This is a genomic window from Roseobacter sp. HKCCD7870 (genome assembly GCF_037830315.1).
Lineage (GTDB): Bacteria > Pseudomonadota > Alphaproteobacteria > Rhodobacterales > Rhodobacteraceae > M30B80.
The window spans coordinates 921,200-943,301 of record NZ_JBBLYO010000001.1; the positions used below are offsets into that span (position 1 = coordinate 921,200).

Consider the following 22,102-nt stretch of genomic DNA (forward strand, 5'->3'; position numbering starts at 1 on the left):
CAACTATGCTTGTGGGCAGTGGTCACTCGAACAGGGAGTCCAGATCATCCTCGGTCATCGTGCCTGTCGTGAACTCCCGCATCCCAACTTCTCTCATATAGTCAAGATATGCAGATAACATTAAGCCGGACTCTACTGAGAAGTTGTAGCTTGATACAAACAAGCCTCTATTCCTTTGGATTTTTGCGGCCGTTGAGCCATCTTCGTAGATTTGGAAGACTACAGCACTAGAGCTAACGCCCTCTTGTAAGTTCTCGCACGCTCCATCTGGAATGCAGTTCACGAGACGTTCAAAGTTACGCCGCACGCCATTCTCTTGAGCAACGTCAGTCCATTCATCGACCTTAGTTAAAGAAGCAGAAACGATCTCAACTTCATTTGCAGTGAAGCTAATGGTCTCCCGTATCTGGTCATACTCAGCCATTGGATCAATAAAGTTGAAGCCGAAAACCAGATAACCTTGATCAGTCACTTCCGGTTCTACCCACATTTCGCCAATCTCTTCGGTTCCAGCGATATAAAATGGAACCTTTGGGAAGATTTCTGACAATCTACGAGCAGTAGCTCCCAGATTTTGGTTCTGCGGTCTGATAGGTGTGGAGTATTGTTCGTTGGAGAATGTTTCAACCTCTTCCAGTCTCGCGCTGTATGTCTCCATTAAAGCCATCACCGCTTCGATACGTGCCTCAGCACCCTCAGGATCGACAGAAGCGACGCTATTTCGCTGGTGGTCAACAACTGCTTGAAGTAGCGCCACTTGATCTGACAGATCATCTACCTCATCCTGAAGTTCTTGCATCTCAGGGCTATTGGCTGTTGCCACAATCACAGTGCTACTGACCACTGTAGGCTGCGTTGCGTTTTTACCTGCATCGACAACCGCAGGCTCCTCTGGCTGGGAATACTCCCGCAGCAAACTTCTGAGTCCAATAGGATTTGCTAGAGCTTGTTGTATTCGAGCAGGCGGTTCACTTGCAGCGCGGTTAAACGACGTGACTAGAAACATACGTTCATGCGCCAGTAGTTCCCCAGTTGCTGGATACCCAATAAAGCTTTGATATTGAGCAATGGCAGAACGCGTGCCTCTCCCAATCACCCCGTCTGGTGTGCCTGCGGGGAAATTAAAGTAGTTCAGAGCCTCTTGCATTTCCCGAACTTCAGCAATTTCTGCGGGCGATCTGCTCGGAGCGGATGACCTACTCGGAGCAGAAGAACCTGTGAAGTTTTGCTGCGGCGCAGCTAGCATACCTTGAGACAAAGCCGACCCAATAATAGCCCCCATCATTGCACCTATCGCATCAGACGAATGATTGTTTGCTGAAGCCGTTTGCGGCAATACTAAAGCAAGAGCTAAGCCGGATACCAAAATTGTTTGTTTCATGTCATTCCCCCGCAACATCTCTTCTCCAGAATTGAGTTAAGCGCAGATCGAGTCAAGGCAAGAAAGAATAGTTAGAGAGTCTAAGTTTTATAGTCTCTGTAACTGTCATTTAATTGAGATCCGTAAAACTGAATAAAGTCTGCACGAAAGTCCAAAGCCCCGCAGTACTTATCCAAAAACGGGGAGTACTCTCCCACACCGAACCTATTTTCTGACCTTTGTTGAAGCACATCCCACCGTCGTTAAACCAGACGAACAGATTAAGATCGATGTTCGATTTCCAAACTAGCACCCATGCTTTGGAAACAGAAAGCCAACAAAATTAACTTCCAATGCCTAGTAATTTGATCTGCCACTATTTCTGTCAGCACACATTTTTTCATACACAAACTTAAATTATGCCTGCTGCGGCGAGTGCAGCGGAGTGTGCAAGAGTGCTGCACACACTGACCCCCAAGATAGAGTAGAACGGCAATATTCAATTGCAGGACGGTAAACTTATAAGTCGTTGACAAATATAGATTTATTTACACCTAAGGCGATTAGCGCCAGCAATCAAATGCACTACATTTAGTATTTTATTTCAAGTAATGTTCTATATGTAGCCTGCACACATCATGCAGCACTTACTTGCAGTGCATCAGCGATTAAGGCACGATATTAACCACACGAAGAAAACTAGTGCCGTTTTTGGGAAAAGTTAACGTGGCAAGGCCTCTGGGAACGTGTCAACCAGACCAGTAGGCTTTCGGGCGTGTGGATTGTATGCAGCGCATTGCGCAAATACTGAGTTGGTTTTGATGCGATCAAGGCCAACCACAGTCACAGCGGCCACCACCTTCGCCAAAAAAAACGCGCCCCAATGGGACGCGTTTCGAAACATCAAGCGTGACGTTAGATCAGGCAGCTTCGGCCTGATTGCGGCGTTCGCTTTCCTCGCGGCTCAGCGCAACAGAGGTGCGCACGCCAGAGGCAACAAATTTCATCAAGCCTTGAACAACGCGCTCGTTCGGGTCAATGCCCGCACAGCTGAGCACTTCGCGCCCATCACGAGAGCGCGCCCAGCGCGCGATTTGCTCTGGGCCGTTGCCGAATTTCTTGTCATCGGCGATTGCATCATCCAGCGCGGCCAAAACAACGGCAGCAAACAGTTTGCGTGCGCGTTGACCTTGCTCGTAATTGAAGGCAGTGCCATCAACGAAATCTCGCATTTCGTCGTCCTTTTTGTTTTTTGCTCTTGCGTTTTGCGGCGTGGGGCCCCTTATGCACATGTTCTAAGCGATTCTGGTATGCGAATATTGCATACCTCGTATGCATTTTACGTATGGGATCGCATTTGATGCTGTACGGCGCTTGTGTATTGCCACTCTGATATCGCCTAGATATAGGGAGCATTAATCAATCATCAAGGTTTGCTAGGGGTTACACTATGCCTAAAATCAACGGCAATGAAATTCGTCCCGGAAATGTTTTGGAACATAATGGCGGTCTGTGGGCCGCTGTAAAAGTGGATCACGTGAAGCCCGGTAAGGGCGGCGCTTTTGCTCAGGTCGAGATGCGCAATCTGCGCAATGGCAGCAAATTGAACGAGCGTTTCCGCTCTGCTGACAAGGTAGAACGTGTGCGTCTTGAACAAAAAGACCAGCAATTTCTCTATGAGCAAGATGGAATGTTGGTGTTAATGGACTCCGAAACCTATGAGCAGATCGAATTGCCTGCGGAATTGTTGGGCGACCGCCGCCCCTTCTTGCAAGATGGGATGACCATCGTGGTGGAATTCCATGAAAGCGAGGCGCTCAACGCAACCTTGCCTCAGAAAGTCACTTGCAAAGTTGTGGAAACAGAACCCGTGGTGAAGGGCCAAACAGCGGCGAATAGCTTTAAGCCCGCAATCCTCGACAATGGCGTGAAGGTTATGGTTCCCCCCTTTGTCGGCCAAGAGGAAATGATCATCGTGAACACCGAAACGATGGAATATTCCGAACGCGCCTAAAAGCGTACGCTGTCGGTCAGATCAAATGCCCTGCGCGATGCGCGGGGCATTTTTCGTTTTCACAGATCACTTTGACCAAGGGTTGTCGCCGCGCGTCTTGCGGGTCACCCGCGGCACACGGGTGACTGCGGGTGGCGCATTTTTGGGCCGACCCACAGCAGGAATACGGCTTTGGCTGAAGCGATATTGCGCCTCTTCATGGGGGGGAACCCCCGCGGTGCGCGCCCAAAAGGCCTGAGCGCCACGATTGATCCAAAACGGCAGCATCAATGCGAAGCCTGCGATAAACCCGCCCGCATGAGCCCAATAGGCCACACCGCCACCTGTGGCATCCATCGACAAACCATTAAACAGCTGCAGCCCAAACCATAGCCCCAACATGGCCCATGCGGGCACAGTGAAGATTTTGAAGAAAATGATCAAGATAAAAAGGATGTCGATCTTCGCGCGCGGGAATAAAAGCAAATATCCGCCCATCACCCCAGCGATGGCCCCCGAGGCACCCACCATCGGCACTTGCGAAGCAGGGTTTGACAAAATTTGTCCAAACCCTGCTGCCAGCCCTGCGACAAGGTAAAAGGCCAAAAACCCAACATGCCCGAGCTGGTCCTCTAGGTTATCGCCAAAAATCCATAAGAACAGCATATTGCCGATCAGGTGCATCCAGCCGCCATGCAGAAACATGGACGTAATCAAACTATGGGGATCTCCGCCCTTCAGCACTTCGGCGGGGACAAGCGCCCAACTGTCAAAAAACTGCGCAAGCCCTGCGGGGGTCGATGAAAGTTCGGGGTAATAGCCCAGAAACACGACTACATTCACCAAGATCAGACCGATCGTGATCACGGGCTTGCGGTTGGATGGGTTATGGTCGCGTATCGGAAACATGACAGTGCCATCTTCGCGGGACGGCGCCTGTCGTCAAGGCTTATCCATCTAGTTTCTCGGCCGCGAGGATCATACGAACTTCGCGGCGCACCAATTTGCGCAGATTGCTGGTAATCCGTTGCCCCAAATCACCCTGCAATTCCTCGCGCACAACACGCGCAACAAGGGCGCGTAACGCAACTTCGTCTTGCTCGGCCAAGATGAGATCGGCCTCTTTTGCAGCAAACCGAAAATGCGGGACATGGCCCAAGTCATCAACAGGATCCTCTGTTGCAAGATCATTTTCTTGGACCTCTGGCTCGGGCTCGACCGTGTAGACAGGGGGGGCCTCCGGTTTGGGCTTGGCCCTCAATGGTGGTGGTGGCGCGGCGAAGAGGGTCAGGGTTTCCACCTCCTCGTCATAGCCATCTTCATCGGCTATCTCGGTTGATATAAAATCATGACGCCTTTGAGGCGCGTCTTGTTGCGCTGCATCTGCCTGATCAGGCAGGGGGTCCGCGGCGGGAGGCATGGCCGCTTGAGGCGAAGCGTCTTGCCGCTCTGGCCCTGCAGGTGACGCGGCGGGGCTGCGCAACCCTTCTGCAGCGGCAGCCAAAGCGGCACCAAGCGCATCTTGCGGCGCGGCTGATGGCGAAGCGCTGCCTTCTGCATAATCCGCCAAGCGATCCTCACGCGCCCAAGCCCGTCCATCGCCAGACGCGTGATCGGCAGGATCAAGGGGGATCACTGTCCAAGGGTTTTCAGGCTCACTCACCCGTAGGCTTGGGGACAGCACCAATTTTTGCTCGACAGCGTCACCCACTGGGCGCGTTGGTCGCAAGCGTGGTTCTGCGCGCAAAGCGCCGCGGCGCTCGGCCGATGACACCGTTTGCGCGGGCGCTGTCTTAGCCATCAAACGGCGGATCGAAGAGAGCACATCCTCTATATCAGCGCCGTCTTTATCTTCGCTCATCCCGTCACCCCAAATGCCATCCGCTTTGCGGTCTTGTTGCTGATCTCACCCGCACTGCGGGGCAGAACACTTTGATCACAGCCAAATAGTAAATTATTTATGTATTTATTTAATTATATACTCTGCAAGGAAGTCAAACGGCAACGTAAAGAATTCTGCCGATGCGGCAGCTGCGACACGTGACACGGCAGAGCGGATATAAGACCAGTGGCCTAGATATCAAAAACCCGCCACATGGGGCGGGTTTCATCGGGCCTTGTCGCAACTTGGCCGTTTGGGCTTACTCCCGCCCTAAGCGTTCCAAAACACCGTCAAGGCGGCTGCCTTGCACCGATGGGCGGCCAAGTGGTGCGCCTGAGAAGCGCGCACCATAAGCGTCAGCATCGTATAGCTCTACATCCAGCCCCATCGCCTCTGCGGTCAGCCCGCCCATCGCATTCAAAACGCCGTAGCTTGCCGTATAGAGATCCGTCTGCGCCTGAATGCGGGCTATGCGCGCATCAAGCAAATCTTGTTCCGCATTCAGCACATCAAGCGTTGTGCGCGCACCCAAGGACGCCTCTTCACGGACGCCTTCAAAGGCCAGCTGCGCCGCGTTAATCTGCTGCTCGGTGGCCGCAATTTGCGCAGATGCGATAGAAAGGCGTGCATAAGCATTGCCCAAATTTTGGATGACAGTTGCGGTCTGGCGGCTCAAATTAGATTGAGAGGCCGCAAGATTAGCCAGCGCCGTGCGCTCTAGCGAGGCTAGACGCCCACCTTGGTAAATGGGTTGCGTGATGGTCAATGACAGACGCTCGCTGTTTCCGATGGTATTGGGGGCCCCTTCCCGCGTGTCTGTCGCGGTCGCGCTCATGCTGACAGTTGGGCCATAGGCGGCACGGGCCGCGGTCAAATTGTGCTGATTGGCCGTCACCTCATGCTGCGCCGCGAGGATCAAAGGGGCTGCGCTGCGCGCAATCACTTCCGCTGCCTCGGCAGATACAGGTAATTCGGGCCGCGCACCTGGCGCGCCAAGCGCCTCTGGTGCTACGCCCACGGCCAATTGATAAAGTTCGCGGCTAATGCTGAGCGTTCCTTGCGCCGCTGCCAAAGCGGATCGTGCCGCGGCCATCTGCGCCTCGGCCTGCGCAACATCGGTTCGGGTGGCCTCCCCTAAATCAAAGCGATCTCTAGCGGCACGTAATTGTTCTTCAACCACGCGCAAATTGGATTGACGCACATTCACCACCTGAACATCGCGCCAGACATTCATATAGGCCGTGACAGCATCAAGCAGCACCTGCCCCTCAAGCCCCAAAAGCTGCGCTTGGGTGGCCTCGGCAGAGGCCCGCGCCGCCGCAACCTGAGCGCTGCGACTGCCACTTGCAAACAGCACCAAATCAGCGGTCAGGGCAATGGTTTCAGTCAAGCTGCCTGCCGCGTCCGTGCGCGCCCGCTGTGCAACCATATTGAGGGTGGGTCGCAACGCGGCAACGCGCTGCGCAATGCCTTCATCAGATACTCGCGCAAGATAGCGGTTTTGCTCTTGCAGATCGGAATTTTCATAGGCCGCTTCCATCGCGGCCTGCAACCCTTGTGCGCTTACCTGCCCTGCCCCAATGACGGACAGGGACATGGCCAACGAGGCGCCAAGCATCTGAAAGGATTTCTTGATCCGAACACTCACAAGCAACACTCCTTCAAGGGGCCCATCGGCACCCCAAATCTACTTCGTGCCGCCGCTGATGCGCGTGCTTAGAGCTGAAACGCCACTTCGCGCTTGAACCCGTCCAAAACAGGCGCATTGGCATGGCACAACAGCCGCCAATTCATTTGGCCGTCAATTTTGCGCCCAATCCGCAATTCGCAGAGTTGACCAACCGCGAAGATCGCGCCCATGCGGCCACCTTCCTTCAGTTGATCCGTTAGGCTTGTGGGAATGGTTTCAACAGCCCCGTTCACAACTATTACGTCATAGGGGCCATATTTGGTCGCGCCCTCCGCGTGGCTTGCGCAAATCATTGCAGCATTATCAACAGATTGCGCCGCAAAATTTGCTTCTGCCTCTTGGGCAAAGTCAGCATTTTCTTCGACCGCAACCACAGCCTCGGCCATATGGGCCAAAACCGCACTGGAATAACCAAGACCAGCGGCGACATCGAGAACCAGATCACTCGGCCCAATATCGAGCGCGTCCAACATTTTCGCAAAACTGCGGGCTTCAAGGATCACACGACCTGCCCGAAGGATCAGGTTTTCACCGATATAGGCCACATCCTGCATATCGGCGGGCACATAGGCCTCGCGCGGAATGGCAAGCATGGCATCAATCACTTGGAATTTCGTGACATCTGAGGGGCGCACTTGGGTGTCTACCATCGTGACGCGGCGAGATTTAAAGTCGGCCATTCAACTGAACCAATAAGTCTAGTTTGCGTTGTTCCTGCTATGGCACATGGCGGGCCCTCGTGCAACGCCTGCTGGGCGCTTTGGTGCAAGTTAGGTCTGCTTTGCCGCATCCTTGCCCAAAATTCCCTCGCAATGGGGTGATAGACGCCCGCATCACAATAGATTAACACTTGCGCCAGGGCGGCCTGATTGATGCCCATCTGTCAGTTTATTTGTATTTCGGTTAACCAGTATGACGTCAAAAATCAGCATTGATCTTGGCACGGCCAACACCGTTTTCGTGGATAGCGAGTCGGGCGTGATCTTGGATGAGCCATCTGTCGTGGCGTTTCACATCAAAGACGGGCGCAAAAAGCTATTCGCGGTGGGTGAAGATGCCAAATTAATGCTCGGCAAGACGCCGGAATCGATCCAAGCCTGCCGCCCTCTGTCCGATGGAGTCATCGCCGATTTTGAAGCCGCGCAAGAAATGATCGGCGCGTTTTTCCGCAAGGCTTTGAACCGCTTCATGCTGCGAAAGCCGATCGTGTATGTCTGCGTGCCATATGGTGCCACCCCCGTTGAAAAGCGTGCGATCAAGCATTCGGTCGAAGCGGCAGGGGCGCGCAAAGTTGGGCTAGTCGAAGAACCGATGGCCGCCGCACTTGGTGCGGGCCTGCCTGTTCTTGACCCACGCGGCGCGATGATTGTCGATATTGGCGGCGGCACAACCGAAGTTGCAGTTCTCTCCTTGGGCGGCATTGTCACAGCACGCTCAGTGCGCATCGGGGGCGACCATTTTGATGAGGCTATCTCAAACTTCATCAAGAAAAACTACAATTTGAACGTGGGTATCTCATCCTGTGAAAAGCTCAAACATGAGATTGGCACCGCCATCTTCCCCGCAGATGGCAAAGGACGCAGCGCCACAGTGCGGGGGCGCGATGCCTTTAATGGCCTGCCCAAAGAGCAAGTTGTGACCGAACAAGATGTGGCCGAGGCGCTGCACCCGCTAATTGAACAGATTTGGACGGCGGTGATGTCATTGCTCGATCAAACACCGCCCGATCTAGCATCGGACATCCATGAATATGGGTTGATGCTTACAGGCGGTGGCGCGGGCCTCAGGGGCATTGACAAAGCCTTGTCCGACCTCACGGGGGTTCCTGCAACCGTGGCCGAAAATCCCAAATATTGCGTGGCCTTTGGCACCCAAATTGCGATGAATTTGGGCAAGCGTATGGAGCACGCCATACAGCGCGATCCATAGGGTCGCAGCGGATTGACCCTTGGCCCTGCAAGGGCATATTATACCATATTGATAATTTTCTTGGATGAATGATGACGCCGTTCTCTCCCACAAGCCCGAATGAACCCAACTTTGACGGCCCACGCGGCACAGCGTCTGCAACAGTCATCCATGCTGGTATGAAGATTGAGGGGAAGTTGCGCAGCAACGGCGATGTCGTCATCGAAGGCAGCGTGACGGGCGACATCACGGGTCATAACGTAACCATTGCCCACGGGGCCAAAGTGCGCGGCACAATCACCGCTGACATGGTTAAAATCGATAGCCAGTTCGAGGGCACGATCACCTGCAGAAAGTTGCAAATCGACAGCAACGCGCAAGCGCGCGGCGAGTTCAACCAAAACATCCTCGCCGTAGCCTTTGGCGCGCGCTTTGAAGGTAATGTCACCGTGAAGCAGCAATCTAGCATGGCGATGAACGATTGAACCGCGCGGCAATCAATAGGCACGGCACCATGAGCGCAGAGTATGAAAACGCCAATGAACTGGTCTTTGTGTCCAATGCCTCGCAGATGAAACTTGCGCGTAGCATGGATGTTGAGGCGCCATCGACCGAATATTTGCGCAACCTGCCCGAATGCGCCGCCGATTACTCAATTTGCCAAGGCATGATCGCAGATTGTTTGATGAGTGACGGTCAATCGCTTGATCTTTCAGGGCTTAACAATTTGGTAGAATTGCCCTCAAGCATCGCCAAATGCAGCAATTTACGCAGCCTGAACATTTCAAACACGCGCGTCACCAGCCTACAGCCTTTGCGCGGCCTATCCCATCTTGAGCGCGTCTCAGCTTGGGCCACGCCAATCAGTGATCTCAGCCCCTTGGCAGGTATGCGCAGCCTGACCCATCTGCAGCTTGGGGGAACATTTATATCGGACATCACAGCTTTGCGCGAATTGACGGGGCTGCGCTATCTCGATGTATCTCATAGCCGCGTTGCGGATATCAGCCCGTTGAGCCTGTGCAAAGATCTGCGGGAATTGATTCTGCGTGACACCGAAGTTTATGACATCACGCCGATTGCGCGGCTGCAACGGCTTGAGATCCTTGACCTCAGCCTTTGCCCCGTGGATCCATCCATGATCCAAACGGGGCCTCGCATAAAAATCGTGATCCGTGAGGCCGCCGCCATAGAAAAGCCAAAGCGCAAAGGACTGTTTTCAAGCTAACCCAACCCGTTCTTCCGCGCGTTTTGCCCTCTTACCACTTGCGCAGGCGCAAACCTTGCAGTAGCACCGCTCCATAGACACCACAGATACCCCGAAGGCGAGTTGGCGGAGTGGTGACGCAGCGGATTGCAAATCCGTGTACACCGGTTCGATTCCGGTACTCGCCTCCACTTCCCCCCTCGTTCTGGCATCCCCACATAAAAATCGCCCCAAGCAGGTGGATTGTTCGCGCGATCAATGGATCCATGCAAAAAAGAACGAAAATATTCCGTGAAATCGAAAATTGCGGAACAAATTTCCTCGACTAGCCCTGCTGCGTGACAGGAATTCTGCCGATCCTCCTTGCTTAGAATTTTGGCCGCCTTCGCGGCTCTTTTCTGATGTGCTGTCCCCTTGTCAGTCTTGCATTCTCACGTCACATGCAGCGCCACAATTGTCCCTCTCACCCGAAAAACGAGGCCATGAGATGAAACTTCTTTCTTATGCAGCCGCAGCTCTTGTGCTGATGGCAAATGTTGCAGCGGCGCAGTTTGGCCCCTTGGTCAGCCCCGCTGAATTGAACGCCAGCTTGGGCACGAATGCGCCCGTCATCTTGGACATTCGCGCGCCCGCTGCAGCCGAAGGCCAAGAAAATGTGAACACCTACAGCGCAGGCCATATCGAGGGCGCAATCAACGCACCCTATGGTCGGTTCCGTGGGCCTGCTGAAAATCCTGGCCAATTGCCCAACGCCGAAGAACTGACCGCATTGCTGCGTGAATTGGGTTTGCGCCAGAACCAAACTGTTGTGATTGCCCATCAAGGCGCGAATGAAACCGATTTCGGTGCCGCGGCGCGTGTTTATTGGACGTTGAAATCCGCAGGCTTCGGAAATCTGTCGATCCTCAATGGCGGCGTTGCCGCATGGACGGAGGCAGGGCTTGCACTGTCGACCGAGGCAACCACCCCAACACCAAGCACGATCACTGTAACCCTCTCTGATCAGTGGACAGCCACGGCAGAGCAAATCCAGACTGTGATTGCAGGCGGCAGCAATGGTTTGTTGCTTGATGCGCGCCCTGAAAGCTTCTGGAACGGTGACCAAAGCCACCCTGCCGCTGCCCGTCCAGGCACGCTGCCGCAGTCGCAATATTTTGTGCATAGCAGCTGGTTCGACAATGGCCCTGCAATTGTGGACGCCGATGCCGCGCGTGCTTTGGCCGAGGCCGAGGGGTTCACGGATGCAGAAACCTTGGTTTCTTTCTGCAACACCGGCCACTGGGCTGCAACCAACTGGTTCGCCCTCTCGGAATTGGCAGAGATTGAGAATGTGAAACTCTACCCCGAATCCATGGTCGGATGGTCGAATGCAGGTTATGAGATGGCCAATGTCCCTGGCCCAATCCGCAACCTGTGGAACCAGATCAAATCGGTTTTCTAAGGAGAGACGCAATGGCGCCGCTGGCCCAAAGCGACCAAAGCAGCCACTTAGACCGCCCCCAACGCCCCGCGCGTTGGGGGCGCCTTGCCTTGCTGATTGGCGCGATTTCTTTTGTTTTGATCCTTGCCGCCGCTGCGGGTGCGCGGTTCGGTCTGCTTTTGCTGATCGGTCTTGGCCTTGGTGCAACGCTTGAAGGGTTGCGGTTTGGCTTTGCGGGGCCGTGGCGCGCGATGATCCTGCGCCGTGATCCATCGGGCCTCTTTGCGCAGCTCTTGGCCATCGCCCTTGTGGCCGCTGTGGCCTTCCCGCTATTGGCCAGCCATTCGGGTGAGTTGATCGGGGCCCATGCGCCCATCGGGTTTGCCATGGTGGGCGGTGCTTTTGTCTTTGGCATCGCAATGCAAGTGGTTCTGGGCTGTGGCTCTGGCACCTTGGTTAATGCAGGCAGCGGCAATCCCGTGGCATTGGTCGCGTTACCTTTCTTCGCCATCGGCAGCTTTCTTGGCGCTGCACATCTCAACTGGTGGACGTCACTTGGCACTTTGCCTCTTGTCGCGCTTGAGGGCGGCGCAGGCCTTGGCCTGACCCTTATGGGGCTTGGCAGTGTCGCGCTCATGGTGTGGATTTTCGCCGAACAAGGCCAACGCCGCCTGTCCCGCCGTCTTGTGATGGCTGCAATATTGGTCGCTCTCTTGGCACTGGGCAACCTTGTGGTCGCAGGGCAGCCTTGGGGCGTGGTTTACGGTCTTGGCCTTTGGGTGGCTAAGGGCGTCAGTGCGACAGGCGTTGATCTGACGCTCAACCCGTTTTGGGGAAGCCCCGCCCATGCTGAACGCATCGCGCAAAGCCTTTTGACCGATGTCACCTCGCTCACCAATCTTGGCTTGATCGGGGGCGCATTCATCGTGGCCGCATGGCGCGCTGGCCTCTCGCAACCAATCCCGCGACTGCCCTTGATTGCTTGGGGTGCTACGATCCTTGCGGGGCTTGCGCTTGGCTACTCCTCACGCCTTGCCTTTGGCTGCAATGTGGGTGCCTTTTTCAGCGGCATTTCCACAGGCAGCCTGCATGGATGGGTTTGGTTTGCAGCAGCCTTTGTTGGATCCATCATCGGTGTGCGTCTGCGCCCGCTTCTACAACTGGAGCCCCGCACATGACAGTGTCTCGCAAACATGGGGTCATCGCGCTGTTCGTGATGATCGGCGCTCTTTTAGCTTTTGACCTTAGCCACAGCGCACCGCTTGATCCATTGCGCGCCCCTGCCATTCTGGCACTGGATTCAGGTCAAGCCGCCAGCGGCGCGCATTGCGCCGCAGCGCCCGGGTCTTAAAAAATGACACGCGAAGGGTCATCTTCGCGCGTCACTGCATCACAACACCTTCGCAATACGATCAAGCGCAGCGAGGATATTCTCGGTGGAATTGGCGTATGAAAAGCGCACATAGCCCTCGCCCATCGCGCCAAAACTCGTGCCCGCCACTGTGGCCACGCCCGCCTCGTTCAGGAACAGGTTCTGTGCCTCCACGGCCGTCATGCCTGTGCCAGAGATATTTGGGAATGCATAAAACGCACCCGCCGCATCGGTGCAGGTCACGCCTTTAAGGGTGTTCAACCCTTCAACAATCACTTGTCTGCGCGCATCGAATTGGGCGACCATCTCGCGCACGGCATCTTGAGGGCCATTGAGCGCCGCAATCCCTGCAAATTGCGTAGCGGCATTCACACAGGAATGGTCATTGATGCACAGGCGAGTCACATGCGGCACGCAGGCCTCAGGCCAAACGGCATAACCCAAACGCCACCCTGTCATCGCATAGGTCTTTGACCACCCATCTAGCATGATCAATCGATCCCGAATTTCGGGATATTGCAGAAGCGAAACATGCTCGCGCCCGCCATAAAGCATGTTGGAATAGATCTCATCCGACATCAGCGCCACATGGGGATGATCCAAAAGACCCGCGACTAACTTATCGATCTCTTCCTTCGGGGTCACACCGCCCGTTGGGTTTGCGGGCGAGTTGATGATGATCAACCGCGTCTTGGGCGTGATCTGTGCCAAGACCTCCTCTGCCGAAAAGGAAAACCCGTTTTCCTCGCACAGCGCAATCGGCACAGGGGTTGCCCCTGAATAGCGGATGACAGATTCGTAAATCGGGAACCCAGGGTTGGGATACATGATCTCGGCACCAGGCTCGCCGAACATCATCACCGCAAAGAACATCGTAGGCTTGCCCCCAGGAACAGCGACCACACAATCAGGGTTCACCTCTACCCCATGGCGGCGATGCAAATCGGCGGCCACCGCCTCGCGCAGTGCGGGCAGGCCATTGGCGGGCGTATAGCCATGATGACCATCCCGCAGCGCCTTGATGCCTGCCTCAACGATATGCTCAGGCGTCCGAAAATCGGGCTGACCGATGCCCAAATTGATGATGTCGCGCCCCTCGGCGGCCAAGGCTTGCGCGCGGGCCAAAACGACAAAGGCAGATTCCGTGCCCAAGCGAGACAGGCTTTGGGCGAATTTCAAGTCAGACATGCGCGCTTCCTCTATGATGCGCGGCCAAAATGGCCACTCTTTTTTGGTATACCAAACTTGTGATACCCAAGGCATAGAGCTATGTGAAGAGGGCAGCAACCTCAAGCATGACGCGCGAAGGCTTGCATCTCACAACTTAGGCAAAGGGGCCGAGACATGCAAAAGATCGGGATTATCGGATTGGGGTCTATGGGCTATGGCATGGCGCGCAATCTGATCAAGGCGGGTCATCAGGTTTGGGGCCATGATATCAACCCCGATGCAGTCGCGCGACTTGTGGCAGATGGCGCACAAGCAGGTGCGCTCTTAGATCATGCAGAGGCTTTGGACTCGTTGGTGGTGGTCGTGCTCAACGCGGCGCAAACCGAAGCCGTCCTTTTCGGCCCTGAGGGCGTGGCGGCGGCGCTTCAACGAAACACAGTGATCCTTTCTTGCGCCACAATCCCCCCTGGTTTTGCCGCCGAAATGGAAAAGCGCGCAGAAAGCGCAGGGCTGCTTTATCTGGACGCGCCAATTTCTGGCGGGGCGCTTAAGGCTGCCTCGGGTGAGTTGACGATCATGGCCTCGGGGCGCAAAGCGGCCTTTGATGCCGCAAAGCCCGCACTCGATGCCATCTCTGCAAAGGTCTTTGAAATGGGCGACCACGCGGGGGCAGGATCTGCAATGAAGGCCACAAATCAAATGTTGGCAGGTATTCACATCGCATCAATGGCCGAGGCGATCACCTTTGCGCTGGCGCAGGGCATCTCTACTGAACGGTTTTTAGAGGTGGTGTCGCAAAGCGCGGGCACCAGTTGGATGTTAGAAAACCGCGCCCCCCACATCATCGAAGGTGATTACACCCCACGCAGCACCATCAATATCTGGCCCAAGGATTTGGGGATTGTGATGGATATTGCTCAAAACTCGGGCTTTTCCGCCCCGATCACTGAGGCTGCGCTTGCGTTATTCAAAGAGGCCGCAGAGCAGGGTCTTGGGGCAGAGGATGATGCAGCCCTTGCCAAACTCTATGCCAAGGCCGCAGGTCTGACCTTACCCAAGGGACAATAACACAATGACCACGCTTTTTGGTGCAATTGCCGATGATTTCACTGGCGCCACGGATCTTGCCGGGCTTTTGGCACGCAGCGGATACCCTGTTTCCTTGCGGATTGGCGTTCCTGAGGAACCGCCACAGGACACGAGCCCCTTTGAGGTCATCGCCCTTAAAATCCGCACTGAGCCCGTGACAGATGCGGTCGCAGAGGCGCGCGCGGCCCTAGCATGGCTCAAGCGCGCGGGAGCACAGCAATATTTTTGGAAATACTGCTCAACCTTCGACTCGACCCCAGAGGGCAATATCGGGCCAGTGGCCGAGGCGATTATGGCCGATCTGGGTGTCGCGCAGACGATCTATTGCCCCGCCTTTCCCGAAAATGGCCGTGCCATTTTCATGGGCAATTTGTTTGTGGGCCAATTGCCCTTGTCAGAAAGCCCGATGAAAGATCACCCCCTGACGCCCATGCGCGACAGCAATCTGATGCGGCTTTTGCAGCCGCAGGTGCGTGGAACAGTTGGGCTGATTGATCGCCTGACTGTTGCCGCAGGGCCCGCGGCCATTAAAAAAGCTTGTGCAGACTTGGCTGAGAAAAACGTGGCGCATATCGTGGTCGATGCGGTGGAAAATGCCGATCTTGCGCGGATCACCGAGGCCTGCGCCGATATGCGGTTTCTGACGGGCGGCTCTGCGATTGCGATGCCGATCCCCCAGATTTATGCCAAGCGCGGCCTACTGGCTGCGCATGAGACAAAAACCACACCCCGCGACATCGCGCCCGAAGGGGTCGTTTTATCTGGCAGTTGCTCTGCCATGACAAATGCACAAGTTGCGCGGTATCAATCCCAAGGAAGGCCCAGTTTCCAGCTTGACCCCCTAAGCCTGAAGGCAAGGGGCCTGCAACCCGCCATGGATTGGCTTGCAGAGCAAGATCTCGCAGCGCAGCCCCTCATCTATGCGACCGCAACACCCGATGCGGTGCGCGCCGCACAAGACCAATTGGGCAAGGCCGAGGCGGGCGCAATCGTTGAGGCGGCACTTGCAGATTTGGCCGTTGCCGCGCGCGATAAGGGCGTACGGCGGGTTGTGGTCGCGGGCGGGGAAACCTCAGGCGCGGTCACAAAGGCGCTGCGGGTCGACAGGTTAGATATCGGGCCTGAAATTGCCGCAGGCGTGCCATGGTGTTTTTGCACATCAGAGGGGCAGGATATCGCCCTCACCCTCAAATCAGGCAATTTTGGCGCAGAAAGCTTTTTCAGCGATGCTTTCGCGAAATTGGAGAACGCATGAGTTCTGAATCCAAACTGCGCGAGCAGATTTGCCTCTTGGCGAAATCGATGTTCGATCGTGGCCTGACGGGGGGATCAACAGGCAATATCTCCGCCCGCACCGAAGATGGGGGGCTTTTGGTTTCGCCCACAGGCAGTTCCTTTGGGCGACTTGATCCCGCCGAGTTGTCCCGCTTCGATGCAGCGGGCCAACATATCGCGGGCCTGAAACCAACCAAGGAAATGCCGCTTCACAGTGCCTTTTACGAGACACGAAAATCAGCAGGCGCGGTGGTTCATTTACACTCTTGCCATTCTGTGGCGTGGTCAATGATGCCTGAAATTGACCCCGGCAATGTGCTGCCGCCGCTGACCCCTTACGCAATCATGAAACTGGGCAAGGTGCAGCTTTTGCCGTTCTTCATGCCAGGCGATGCCGCTATGGGCGAAGCCCTGCGCAGTCTAGGGGGCAAACGCAGCGCCGTTTTGCTTGCCAATCACGGCCCAGTGGTTGCAGGCAAAGATGTCGAGGCCGCCTGCAACGCAATTGAGGAGCTGGAGGAAACAGCCAAGCTTGCGATCATGATGCGTGGCTTTGATGCCCGCGCCTTGACGCCTGCACAGGTGCGCGATGTCGTGCGTAAATTCGAGGTGGAGTGGGAGTGATGCGTTTTTCTGCAAATTTAGGGTTTCTATGGGCTGACCGCCCCCTGCCGGATGCCATCCGCGGAGCAAAAGCGGCAGGGTTTGATGCGGTCGAATGTCATTGGCCCTATGCCCATGACCCGCATGATGTGAAGGCCGCCTTAGATGAAACGGGTCTTAAGATGCTTGGGCTCAACACAAGCCGGGGCGATGTTGCGGCTGGCGAAAACGGATTGGCCGCTTTGCCCAACCGCGAGGCAGAGGCGCGCGCCGCGATTGATCAAGCCCTCGACTATGCCCAGATCATCGGCGCAGGCGCTGTGCATGTTATGGCAGGGTTCGCCAGTGGCGAAAGCGCCCATGAGACCTTTGTAGCCAATCTGCGCTACGCGACCACACAGGCCGCCGAAAATGGCATCACAATATTGATTGAGCCCCTCAATCACTATGATGCAAAGGGCTATTTCCTTTCGACAACCGCACAAGCGGTCGCCATCATAGAAGAGGTCAAAGCCCCAAATTTGCGGCTGATGTTTGATTGCTATCATGTTCAGTTGATGGAGGGGGATTTGACCAACCGCCTCAGCCGTCTGTTGCCTGTGATTGGGCATATTCAATTTGCCTCTGTGCCTGATCGTGGCACCCCTGATCATGGTGAGGTGAATTATGAGCATATCGTCTCTCATATCGACAGCCTTGGTTGGGCCCGTCCGATAGGTGCAGAATATAAGCCGAAAATCGAGACAGACCTGACCTTAGACTGGATGGCACAGTTTCGCTGATCCCCGTGCGTGTTTGGGATTGCGGAGGGTCTTTTTCTGCGCCAAACTGGTATAACCAGTATACCAGAATCATGGCAGCCCATGTCCGACCGCGACCAGATCATACGGCCCAAAAAACTGTCAGACGAAGTCGAAGATCGCCTGTTGGCCTTGATCCGCGCGGATGACCTCAAACCGGGTGATGCTTTGCCAAGCGAGCGCGCCTTGATGGCGCGCTATGGCATTGGCCGCCCTGCCATTCGCGAAGCCATGCAAAGCCTTCAGCATAAAGGCGTGATTGATATCCGCCACGGCGGCAAGCCGCGCGTGGCAACCCCATCCTTGGGTGGGGTTATCGATCAATTGGGCATTTCCATGCGCCATATTCTGACGCATTCGCACTCCTCGCTCGAACACCTCAAAGAGGCGCGTGTGGCCCTTGAAGTGGAAATGGTGCGCATTGCCGCAGAACGGCGCAGCGCAGATGACTTGAACGATTTAGAACAGCTTTTGCGCGCCCAAGCCTCAGCCAAGCGCGATGTGCCGCTCTTTACCCAAATAGACGGTCAGTTTCACCGCCGCATCTCTGCCATCTCGGGCAATCCGATCTTTGAAACCCTGACCCATGGTGTTTTCTCTTGGATGAGCGCCTTTCATAAAGAACAGGTTCACAAATTGGGCCTAGAGCTACTGACCTTGACCGAGCATCGCGCCATTTTGGATGGAATTGCCCGCAAAGATACCAATGCCGCCGCCCGTGCCATGCGCGAGCATTTGGAGCGCGCCAACGCCCTATATCATCAGGATCACGCGCAATGAGCGACAGAATTGAAGCAGATTACCTTATTGAAACCCCGATTGACCCTGCCCGCGCCGCCGCCGTGATGGCGGGCGAGCAAAGCGCGGGCACCTTTATAAAAGTGCCGGGCGAAACGCCAGAACTACAGGCCCGCGCAGGGGCCCAAGTGGTTGCCCTAACTCCGCTTGATGCTACCGACAGCCCAAGCTTGAAAGGCGGGCAGCAGGGCACGCGCTATCAGCGCGCCAAGGTCACACTCAGTTGGCCCTTGGATAATATCGGCCCCGATTTACCCAACCTCATGGCTACGGTGGCGGGCAATCTTTTCGAATTGGCGCAACTCTCAGGGCTACGTTTGCTGGATATCTGCCTGCCGCGCGCATTTGCGGATGCCTATTCTGGCCCAAAATTTGGGATCAGCGGCACCCGCAAATTGGCAGGCGTTGCGGATGGCCCTCTGATTGGCACGATTATTAAACCCTCGGTCGGGCTTGACGCGCAGGAAACTGCCAAATTGGTCGGCACACTTGCCGAAGCGGGCATTGATTTCATCAAGGATGATGAATTGCAGGCCAATGGCCCTGCCTGCCCCTTCGAGGAGAGGGTGAGCGCGGTGATGGATGTCATCAACGCCCATGCCGACCGCACTGGTAAAAAGGTCATGTATGCCTTCAACCTAACAGGCGAGGTCGATGAGATGCGTGCCCGACATGATTTCGCCCTCTCAAAAGGTGCAACTTGCGTGATGGTCAGCCTCAATTCGGTCGGCGTGGCAGGCTTCTTGGGCCTGTCACGGCATAGCGCCCTGCCCCTCCACGCTCATCGCAACGGATGGGGATATCTCAGCCGTGCCGAATTGTTAGGATGGGACTATGCGGCATGGTCGAAAATCTGGCGCTTGGCGGGGTCAGATCATATGCACGTCAACGGCCTCCAAAACAAATTCAGCGAAAGTGACGCAAGCGTCATCGCCTCGGCCAAATCTTTGCTCACCCCACTCTTTGGCGATGCACCCTGCATCCCGATGCCCGTCTTTTCATCGGGCCAATCCGCGCTGCAACCCCCTGAAACCTATCGCCACCTCGGCCATGCAGATTGCATTTATGCAGCAGGAGGTGGGATTATGGCCCACCCTGACGGGCCGCGTGCAGGTGTCGCGGCATTGCGGCAATCGTGGCAAGCGGCGATGGCGGACATCCCCGCCGCTGATTATGCCAAATCCCATCCCGAGCTTGCCCGCGCGCTAAAGGCCTATGCGAAATGACACTCCCTGATGGGCCATTAATTGCCTTTTTGGGCGATGATTTCACAGGCTCCGCCGCCACGATGGAGGTGTTGAGTTTTGCAGGCCTGCCAACGGTGCTGTTCCTTGCGCCCCCGACAAAGGCGCAAGCGGCGCGATTTGGCGCGATGCGGGGCATCGGCATTGCCACCACCGCGCGCAGCCAATCACCCGATTGGATGGCCAGACATCTGCCACCCCTTTTTGCACATTTGGCCGCTACTGGCGCACCCCTGTTGCATTACAAAACCTGCTCCACCTTGGACAGCGCGCCGCATACAGGCTCGATTGGCAAGGCAGTTGAATTAGCCCTTGCGGTGCGCGGCAGCGATTGGGTTTCTTGCTTGATCGCCGCACCACCTCTGCGGCGCTACCAAGCCTTTGGTCAGCTATTTGCCGCCGCAGGGGACGCCGTCTATCGGCTTGATCGCCACCCTGTGATGGCATCCCACCCCGTAACCCCGATGCAAGAGGCCGATGTGGCCATGCATCTGCGGAAGCAAACCGACCTGCCGCTTGCGACACTGACGCTTGAGCATCTCAACCCCACAGGCCTTGCATCCTTGCGCGCCAACGCGCCCGCGAAAATCCTAACGCTTGATTGCATCGACATGGATCACGCGGCGCAACTGGGCGCGTTGATCTGGGATGCCGCAGGGGCGGATGGACATCTGGCAATAGGCTCGCAGGGGGTGGAATATGCACTGGTGGCCCATTGGCAAAAATCGGGCCTTATACCCCCGCCCGAACCCGCCCCAAGTTTTGGCAAAGTGGATCAGGTGATTGCGATTTCGGGCTCTGTCTCACCCACCACTGCGGCGCAAATTGCCCGCGCTGAAGTAGATGGGTTTGTCGTCATCCCACTGGACGCTGCCGCACTGATCAAGGGCGGCGATAGCGCCAAGCGGGCTATGACCAACAGCTATGAAGCCGCACGCGCCGCGCTCTCCCAAGGGCGCGATCCGCTGATTTGCAGCGCGCGCGGGCCAGATGACCCGGCCGTTGCGGCCATGCGCGCGACGCTGTCAGCATCTCAGCATACACCGCATGAGGCCAATGCGCTCATCGGCACAAGTCTCGGCGCGCTTTTGCGTGATCTTTTGCGCGGCACGGTCGTTGCGCGCGCGATCATCGCAGGCGGCGACACATCAGGCTTTGCCGCTCAAGCGCTCGGGTTGTTTGCCCTCACCGCGATTGGCGCAACCACGGCAGGCGCGGCCCTTTTGAAAGGGCATAGCGACACACCCGAATTTGATGGTTTGGAATTGGCCCTAAAGGGCGGGCAAATGGGTAGCCCTGATTATTTCTCTTGGATCAAAAACGGCGCGCGTGCCGAAGCGAAAGGATAGATCATGACAAAAATTGCACTTCTTGGTGCGGGCGGCAAAATGGGTGTGCGGATTGCGCGCAACCTGATGCAAAGCAGCTATCATCTTGCCCCTGTCGAAGTGACCGAGGCAGGCCAAGCACGCCTTAAGTCGGAAACGGGGCTTGATTGTGTGGCCGCTGAAACCGCCCTTAGCGATGCGGATGTTATTGTCATGGCTGTGCCAGATCGCCTGATCGGCAAAATCGCGCATGGCTTTGTGGATCAATTGAAATCTGGCGCGGCCGTGATCGTGTTGGATGCTGCCGCACCCTATGCAGGTCAGATGCCCGTGCGCGAAGATGTCACTTATTTCTGCACACATCCCTGCCACCCCCATATCCTAGAGGCACATGACAGCATTGCCGCGCAGGAGGATTATTTTGGTGGGATCGCCGCGCCGCAGGGCATTGTTTGCGCGCTGATCCAAGGGCCAGAGCCGCATTATGCGCTATGTGAAGATATCGCCAAAGTGATCTATTCCCCCGTTGCGCGCTCGCATCGGTGCAGCCTTAAAAATATTGCTGTTCTGGAACCCGCCCTTTCTGAGACGGTCGGGGCAACCATGGCCTTGGCGCTGCGCGAGGCAACAGATCGTGCCGTATCCATGGGCATCCCTGAGGCGGCCGCACATGATTTCATCTTGGGCCACCTCAAAATTGAATTGGCCATCGCCTTTGGCATTTTCCCAGAGGGCAAATTTTCAGACGGGGCCTTGATGGCGATTGATAAGGCGCGCTCTGTGATCTTCCAACCCGATTGGTTAGATCGCGTCTTTGATCTGGGCGCCGTGAAGAAGTCAGTCACTGAAATCTGCGAAGATTAACGACGCGGCAGCGCCATAATAGCGTTACTAGGGCCGCTAAAGTGCCAATATGCGCTGCATCATAAGATTAATAGGGTTGCACGAGCCAACCTATTACTA

Annotated in this window: 22 protein-coding genes and 1 tRNA gene; 16 read left to right on the top strand and 7 right to left on the bottom strand. The window is 55.9% G+C overall.

The window, feature by feature from the left end; translation table 11 throughout:
- Positions 1-22 precede the first annotated feature (22 nt).
- A complete protein-coding gene (locus AAC637_RS04670) occupies positions 23-1,381 on the bottom strand; it encodes a peptidoglycan-binding domain-containing protein (RefSeq protein ID WP_340302521.1) in 1,359 nt (452 codons plus the stop codon).
- A gap of 899 nt (positions 1,382-2,280) precedes the next feature.
- A complete protein-coding gene (locus AAC637_RS04675) occupies positions 2,281-2,592 on the bottom strand; it encodes a DUF6280 family protein (RefSeq protein ID WP_317656084.1) in 312 nt (103 codons plus the stop codon).
- 218 nt (positions 2,593-2,810) lie between these two features.
- Here AAC637_RS04675 and efp point away from each other — a divergent pair, with 218 nt between their 5' ends.
- Positions 2,811-3,374 (top strand): elongation factor P, encoded by a 564-nt coding sequence (gene efp, locus AAC637_RS04680; protein ID WP_340302522.1) that lies wholly within the window; start codon positions 2,811-2,813, stop codon positions 3,372-3,374.
- Between the two features lie 66 nt (positions 3,375-3,440).
- Here the strand turns inward: efp and AAC637_RS04685 are convergent, their stop codons facing one another.
- From AAC637_RS04685 to AAC637_RS04700, 4 genes are all read right to left on the bottom strand, one after another.
- The gene (locus tag AAC637_RS04685; RefSeq protein WP_340302523.1) at positions 3,441-4,262 is read right to left on the bottom strand and encodes a rhomboid family intramembrane serine protease; all 822 of its coding nucleotides are present in this window, start codon (positions 4,260-4,262) and stop codon (positions 3,441-3,443) included.
- A gap of 40 nt (positions 4,263-4,302) precedes the next feature.
- Positions 4,303-5,214 carry a hypothetical protein gene (locus tag AAC637_RS04690; RefSeq protein WP_340302524.1) on the bottom strand — a complete coding sequence of 304 codons (912 nt, stop codon included), beginning with the start codon at positions 5,212-5,214 and terminating at the stop codon, positions 4,303-4,305.
- Positions 5,215-5,494: 280 nt separating this feature from the next.
- Positions 5,495-6,883 carry a TolC family outer membrane protein gene (locus tag AAC637_RS04695; RefSeq protein WP_340302525.1) on the bottom strand — a complete coding sequence of 463 codons (1,389 nt, stop codon included), beginning with the start codon at positions 6,881-6,883 and terminating at the stop codon, positions 5,495-5,497.
- 68 nt (positions 6,884-6,951) lie between these two features.
- Positions 6,952-7,605, bottom strand: a complete 654-nt coding sequence (locus AAC637_RS04700; protein ID WP_340302526.1) for a protein-L-isoaspartate O-methyltransferase family protein — start codon at positions 7,603-7,605, stop codon at positions 6,952-6,954.
- A gap of 232 nt (positions 7,606-7,837) precedes the next feature.
- Between AAC637_RS04700 and AAC637_RS04705 the strand changes: the two genes are divergently transcribed.
- From AAC637_RS04705 to AAC637_RS04735, 7 genes are all read left to right on the top strand, one after another.
- Complete coding sequence (locus AAC637_RS04705) at positions 7,838-8,854, top strand: rod shape-determining protein (protein ID WP_340302527.1); 1,017 nt, start codon at positions 7,838-7,840, stop codon at positions 8,852-8,854.
- A 68-nt stretch (positions 8,855-8,922) separates the two neighbouring features.
- Entirely contained in the window at positions 8,923-9,318 is a 396-nt protein-coding gene (locus tag AAC637_RS04710; protein WP_340302528.1) for a bactofilin family protein, read from the top strand.
- 29 nt (positions 9,319-9,347) lie between these two features.
- Entirely contained in the window at positions 9,348-10,061 is a 714-nt protein-coding gene (locus AAC637_RS04715; protein WP_340302529.1) for a leucine-rich repeat domain-containing protein, read from the top strand.
- 96 nt (positions 10,062-10,157) lie between these two features.
- A tRNA-Cys gene (locus AAC637_RS04720) sits at positions 10,158-10,231 on the top strand.
- A gap of 296 nt (positions 10,232-10,527) precedes the next feature.
- On the top strand, positions 10,528-11,481 hold the full coding sequence (locus tag AAC637_RS04725) for a sulfurtransferase (protein WP_340302530.1): 954 nt from the start codon (positions 10,528-10,530) through the stop codon (positions 11,479-11,481).
- A gap of 11 nt (positions 11,482-11,492) precedes the next feature.
- Positions 11,493-12,638, top strand: a complete 1,146-nt coding sequence (locus tag AAC637_RS04730) for a YeeE/YedE thiosulfate transporter family protein (protein ID WP_340302531.1) — start codon at positions 11,493-11,495, stop codon at positions 12,636-12,638.
- The gene (locus AAC637_RS04735; RefSeq protein ID WP_340302532.1) at positions 12,635-12,811 is read left to right on the top strand and encodes a hypothetical protein; all 177 of its coding nucleotides are present in this window, start codon (positions 12,635-12,637) and stop codon (positions 12,809-12,811) included. The genes AAC637_RS04730 and AAC637_RS04735 overlap by 4 nt, the downstream gene beginning before the upstream one ends.
- Before the next feature lie 39 nt (positions 12,812-12,850).
- Here the strand turns inward: AAC637_RS04735 and AAC637_RS04740 are convergent, their stop codons facing one another.
- Complete coding sequence (locus AAC637_RS04740; protein ID WP_340302533.1) at positions 12,851-14,020, bottom strand: pyridoxal phosphate-dependent aminotransferase; 1,170 nt, start codon at positions 14,018-14,020, stop codon at positions 12,851-12,853.
- A gap of 156 nt (positions 14,021-14,176) precedes the next feature.
- Here AAC637_RS04740 and ltnD point away from each other — a divergent pair, with 156 nt between their 5' ends.
- From ltnD to AAC637_RS04780, 8 genes are all read left to right on the top strand, one after another.
- Entirely contained in the window at positions 14,177-15,070 is an 894-nt protein-coding gene (ltnD, locus tag AAC637_RS04745; protein ID WP_340302534.1) for an L-threonate dehydrogenase, read from the top strand.
- Positions 15,071-15,074: 4 nt separating this feature from the next.
- Entirely contained in the window at positions 15,075-16,346 is a 1,272-nt protein-coding gene (otnK, locus tag AAC637_RS04750) for a 3-oxo-tetronate kinase (RefSeq protein WP_340302535.1), read from the top strand.
- Positions 16,343-16,990 (top strand): 3-oxo-tetronate 4-phosphate decarboxylase, encoded by a 648-nt coding sequence (gene otnC / locus AAC637_RS04755; RefSeq protein ID WP_340302536.1) that lies wholly within the window; start codon positions 16,343-16,345, stop codon positions 16,988-16,990. Before otnK ends, otnC begins: the two co-directional genes overlap by 4 nt.
- Positions 16,990-17,751, top strand: coding sequence for a hydroxypyruvate isomerase family protein (locus tag AAC637_RS04760; protein WP_340302537.1), 762 nt, complete (start codon positions 16,990-16,992; stop codon positions 17,749-17,751). Before otnC ends, AAC637_RS04760 begins: the two co-directional genes overlap by 1 nt.
- Before the next feature lie 81 nt (positions 17,752-17,832).
- Entirely contained in the window at positions 17,833-18,549 is a 717-nt protein-coding gene (nanR, locus tag AAC637_RS04765) for a transcriptional regulator NanR (RefSeq protein ID WP_340302538.1), read from the top strand.
- A complete protein-coding gene (locus AAC637_RS04770) occupies positions 18,546-19,793 on the top strand; it encodes a ribulose-bisphosphate carboxylase large subunit family protein (protein WP_340302539.1) in 1,248 nt (415 codons plus the stop codon). The genes nanR and AAC637_RS04770 overlap by 4 nt, the downstream gene beginning before the upstream one ends.
- Positions 19,790-21,160, top strand: coding sequence for a four-carbon acid sugar kinase family protein (locus tag AAC637_RS04775; protein ID WP_340302540.1), 1,371 nt, complete (start codon positions 19,790-19,792; stop codon positions 21,158-21,160). Before AAC637_RS04770 ends, AAC637_RS04775 begins: the two co-directional genes overlap by 4 nt.
- A 3-nt stretch (positions 21,161-21,163) precedes the next feature.
- Positions 21,164-22,003, top strand: a complete 840-nt coding sequence (locus tag AAC637_RS04780) for a phosphogluconate dehydrogenase C-terminal domain-containing protein (protein WP_340302541.1) — start codon at positions 21,164-21,166, stop codon at positions 22,001-22,003.
- The last annotated feature ends 99 nt before the right edge of the window (positions 22,004-22,102 follow it).

What these genes read in the sequence shown, in the direction of transcription:
- AAC637_RS04670 (WP_340302521.1), bottom strand. Translation starts at nt 1,381, where the DNA reads ATGAAACAAACAATTTTGGTATCCGGCTTAGCTCTTGCTTTAGTATTG.
- AAC637_RS04675 (WP_317656084.1), bottom strand. Translation starts at nt 2,592, where the DNA reads ATGCGAGATTTCGTTGATGGCACTGCCTTCAATTACGAGCAAGGTCAA.
- efp (WP_340302522.1), top strand. Translation starts at nt 2,811, where the DNA reads ATGCCTAAAATCAACGGCAATGAAATTCGTCCCGGAAATGTTTTGGAA.
- AAC637_RS04685 (WP_340302523.1), bottom strand. Translation starts at nt 4,262, where the DNA reads ATGTTTCCGATACGCGACCATAACCCATCCAACCGCAAGCCCGTGATC.
- AAC637_RS04690 (WP_340302524.1), bottom strand. Translation starts at nt 5,214, where the DNA reads ATGAGCGAAGATAAAGACGGCGCTGATATAGAGGATGTGCTCTCTTCG.
- AAC637_RS04700 (WP_340302526.1), bottom strand. Translation starts at nt 7,605, where the DNA reads ATGGCCGACTTTAAATCTCGCCGCGTCACGATGGTAGACACCCAAGTG.
- AAC637_RS04705 (WP_340302527.1), top strand. Translation starts at nt 7,838, where the DNA reads ATGACGTCAAAAATCAGCATTGATCTTGGCACGGCCAACACCGTTTTC.
- AAC637_RS04710 (WP_340302528.1), top strand. Translation starts at nt 8,923, where the DNA reads ATGATGACGCCGTTCTCTCCCACAAGCCCGAATGAACCCAACTTTGAC.
- AAC637_RS04715 (WP_340302529.1), top strand. Translation starts at nt 9,348, where the DNA reads ATGAGCGCAGAGTATGAAAACGCCAATGAACTGGTCTTTGTGTCCAAT.
- AAC637_RS04725 (WP_340302530.1), top strand. Translation starts at nt 10,528, where the DNA reads ATGAAACTTCTTTCTTATGCAGCCGCAGCTCTTGTGCTGATGGCAAAT.
- AAC637_RS04730 (WP_340302531.1), top strand. Translation starts at nt 11,493, where the DNA reads ATGGCGCCGCTGGCCCAAAGCGACCAAAGCAGCCACTTAGACCGCCCC.
- AAC637_RS04735 (WP_340302532.1), top strand. Translation starts at nt 12,635, where the DNA reads ATGACAGTGTCTCGCAAACATGGGGTCATCGCGCTGTTCGTGATGATC.
- AAC637_RS04740 (WP_340302533.1), bottom strand. Translation starts at nt 14,020, where the DNA reads ATGTCTGACTTGAAATTCGCCCAAAGCCTGTCTCGCTTGGGCACGGAA.
- ltnD (WP_340302534.1), top strand. Translation starts at nt 14,177, where the DNA reads ATGCAAAAGATCGGGATTATCGGATTGGGGTCTATGGGCTATGGCATG.
- otnK (WP_340302535.1), top strand. Translation starts at nt 15,075, where the DNA reads ATGACCACGCTTTTTGGTGCAATTGCCGATGATTTCACTGGCGCCACG.
- otnC (WP_340302536.1), top strand. Translation starts at nt 16,343, where the DNA reads ATGAGTTCTGAATCCAAACTGCGCGAGCAGATTTGCCTCTTGGCGAAA.
- AAC637_RS04760 (WP_340302537.1), top strand. Translation starts at nt 16,990, where the DNA reads ATGCGTTTTTCTGCAAATTTAGGGTTTCTATGGGCTGACCGCCCCCTG.
- nanR (WP_340302538.1), top strand. Translation starts at nt 17,833, where the DNA reads ATGTCCGACCGCGACCAGATCATACGGCCCAAAAAACTGTCAGACGAA.
- AAC637_RS04770 (WP_340302539.1), top strand. Translation starts at nt 18,546, where the DNA reads ATGAGCGACAGAATTGAAGCAGATTACCTTATTGAAACCCCGATTGAC.
- AAC637_RS04775 (WP_340302540.1), top strand. Translation starts at nt 19,790, where the DNA reads ATGACACTCCCTGATGGGCCATTAATTGCCTTTTTGGGCGATGATTTC.
- AAC637_RS04780 (WP_340302541.1), top strand. Translation starts at nt 21,164, where the DNA reads ATGACAAAAATTGCACTTCTTGGTGCGGGCGGCAAAATGGGTGTGCGG.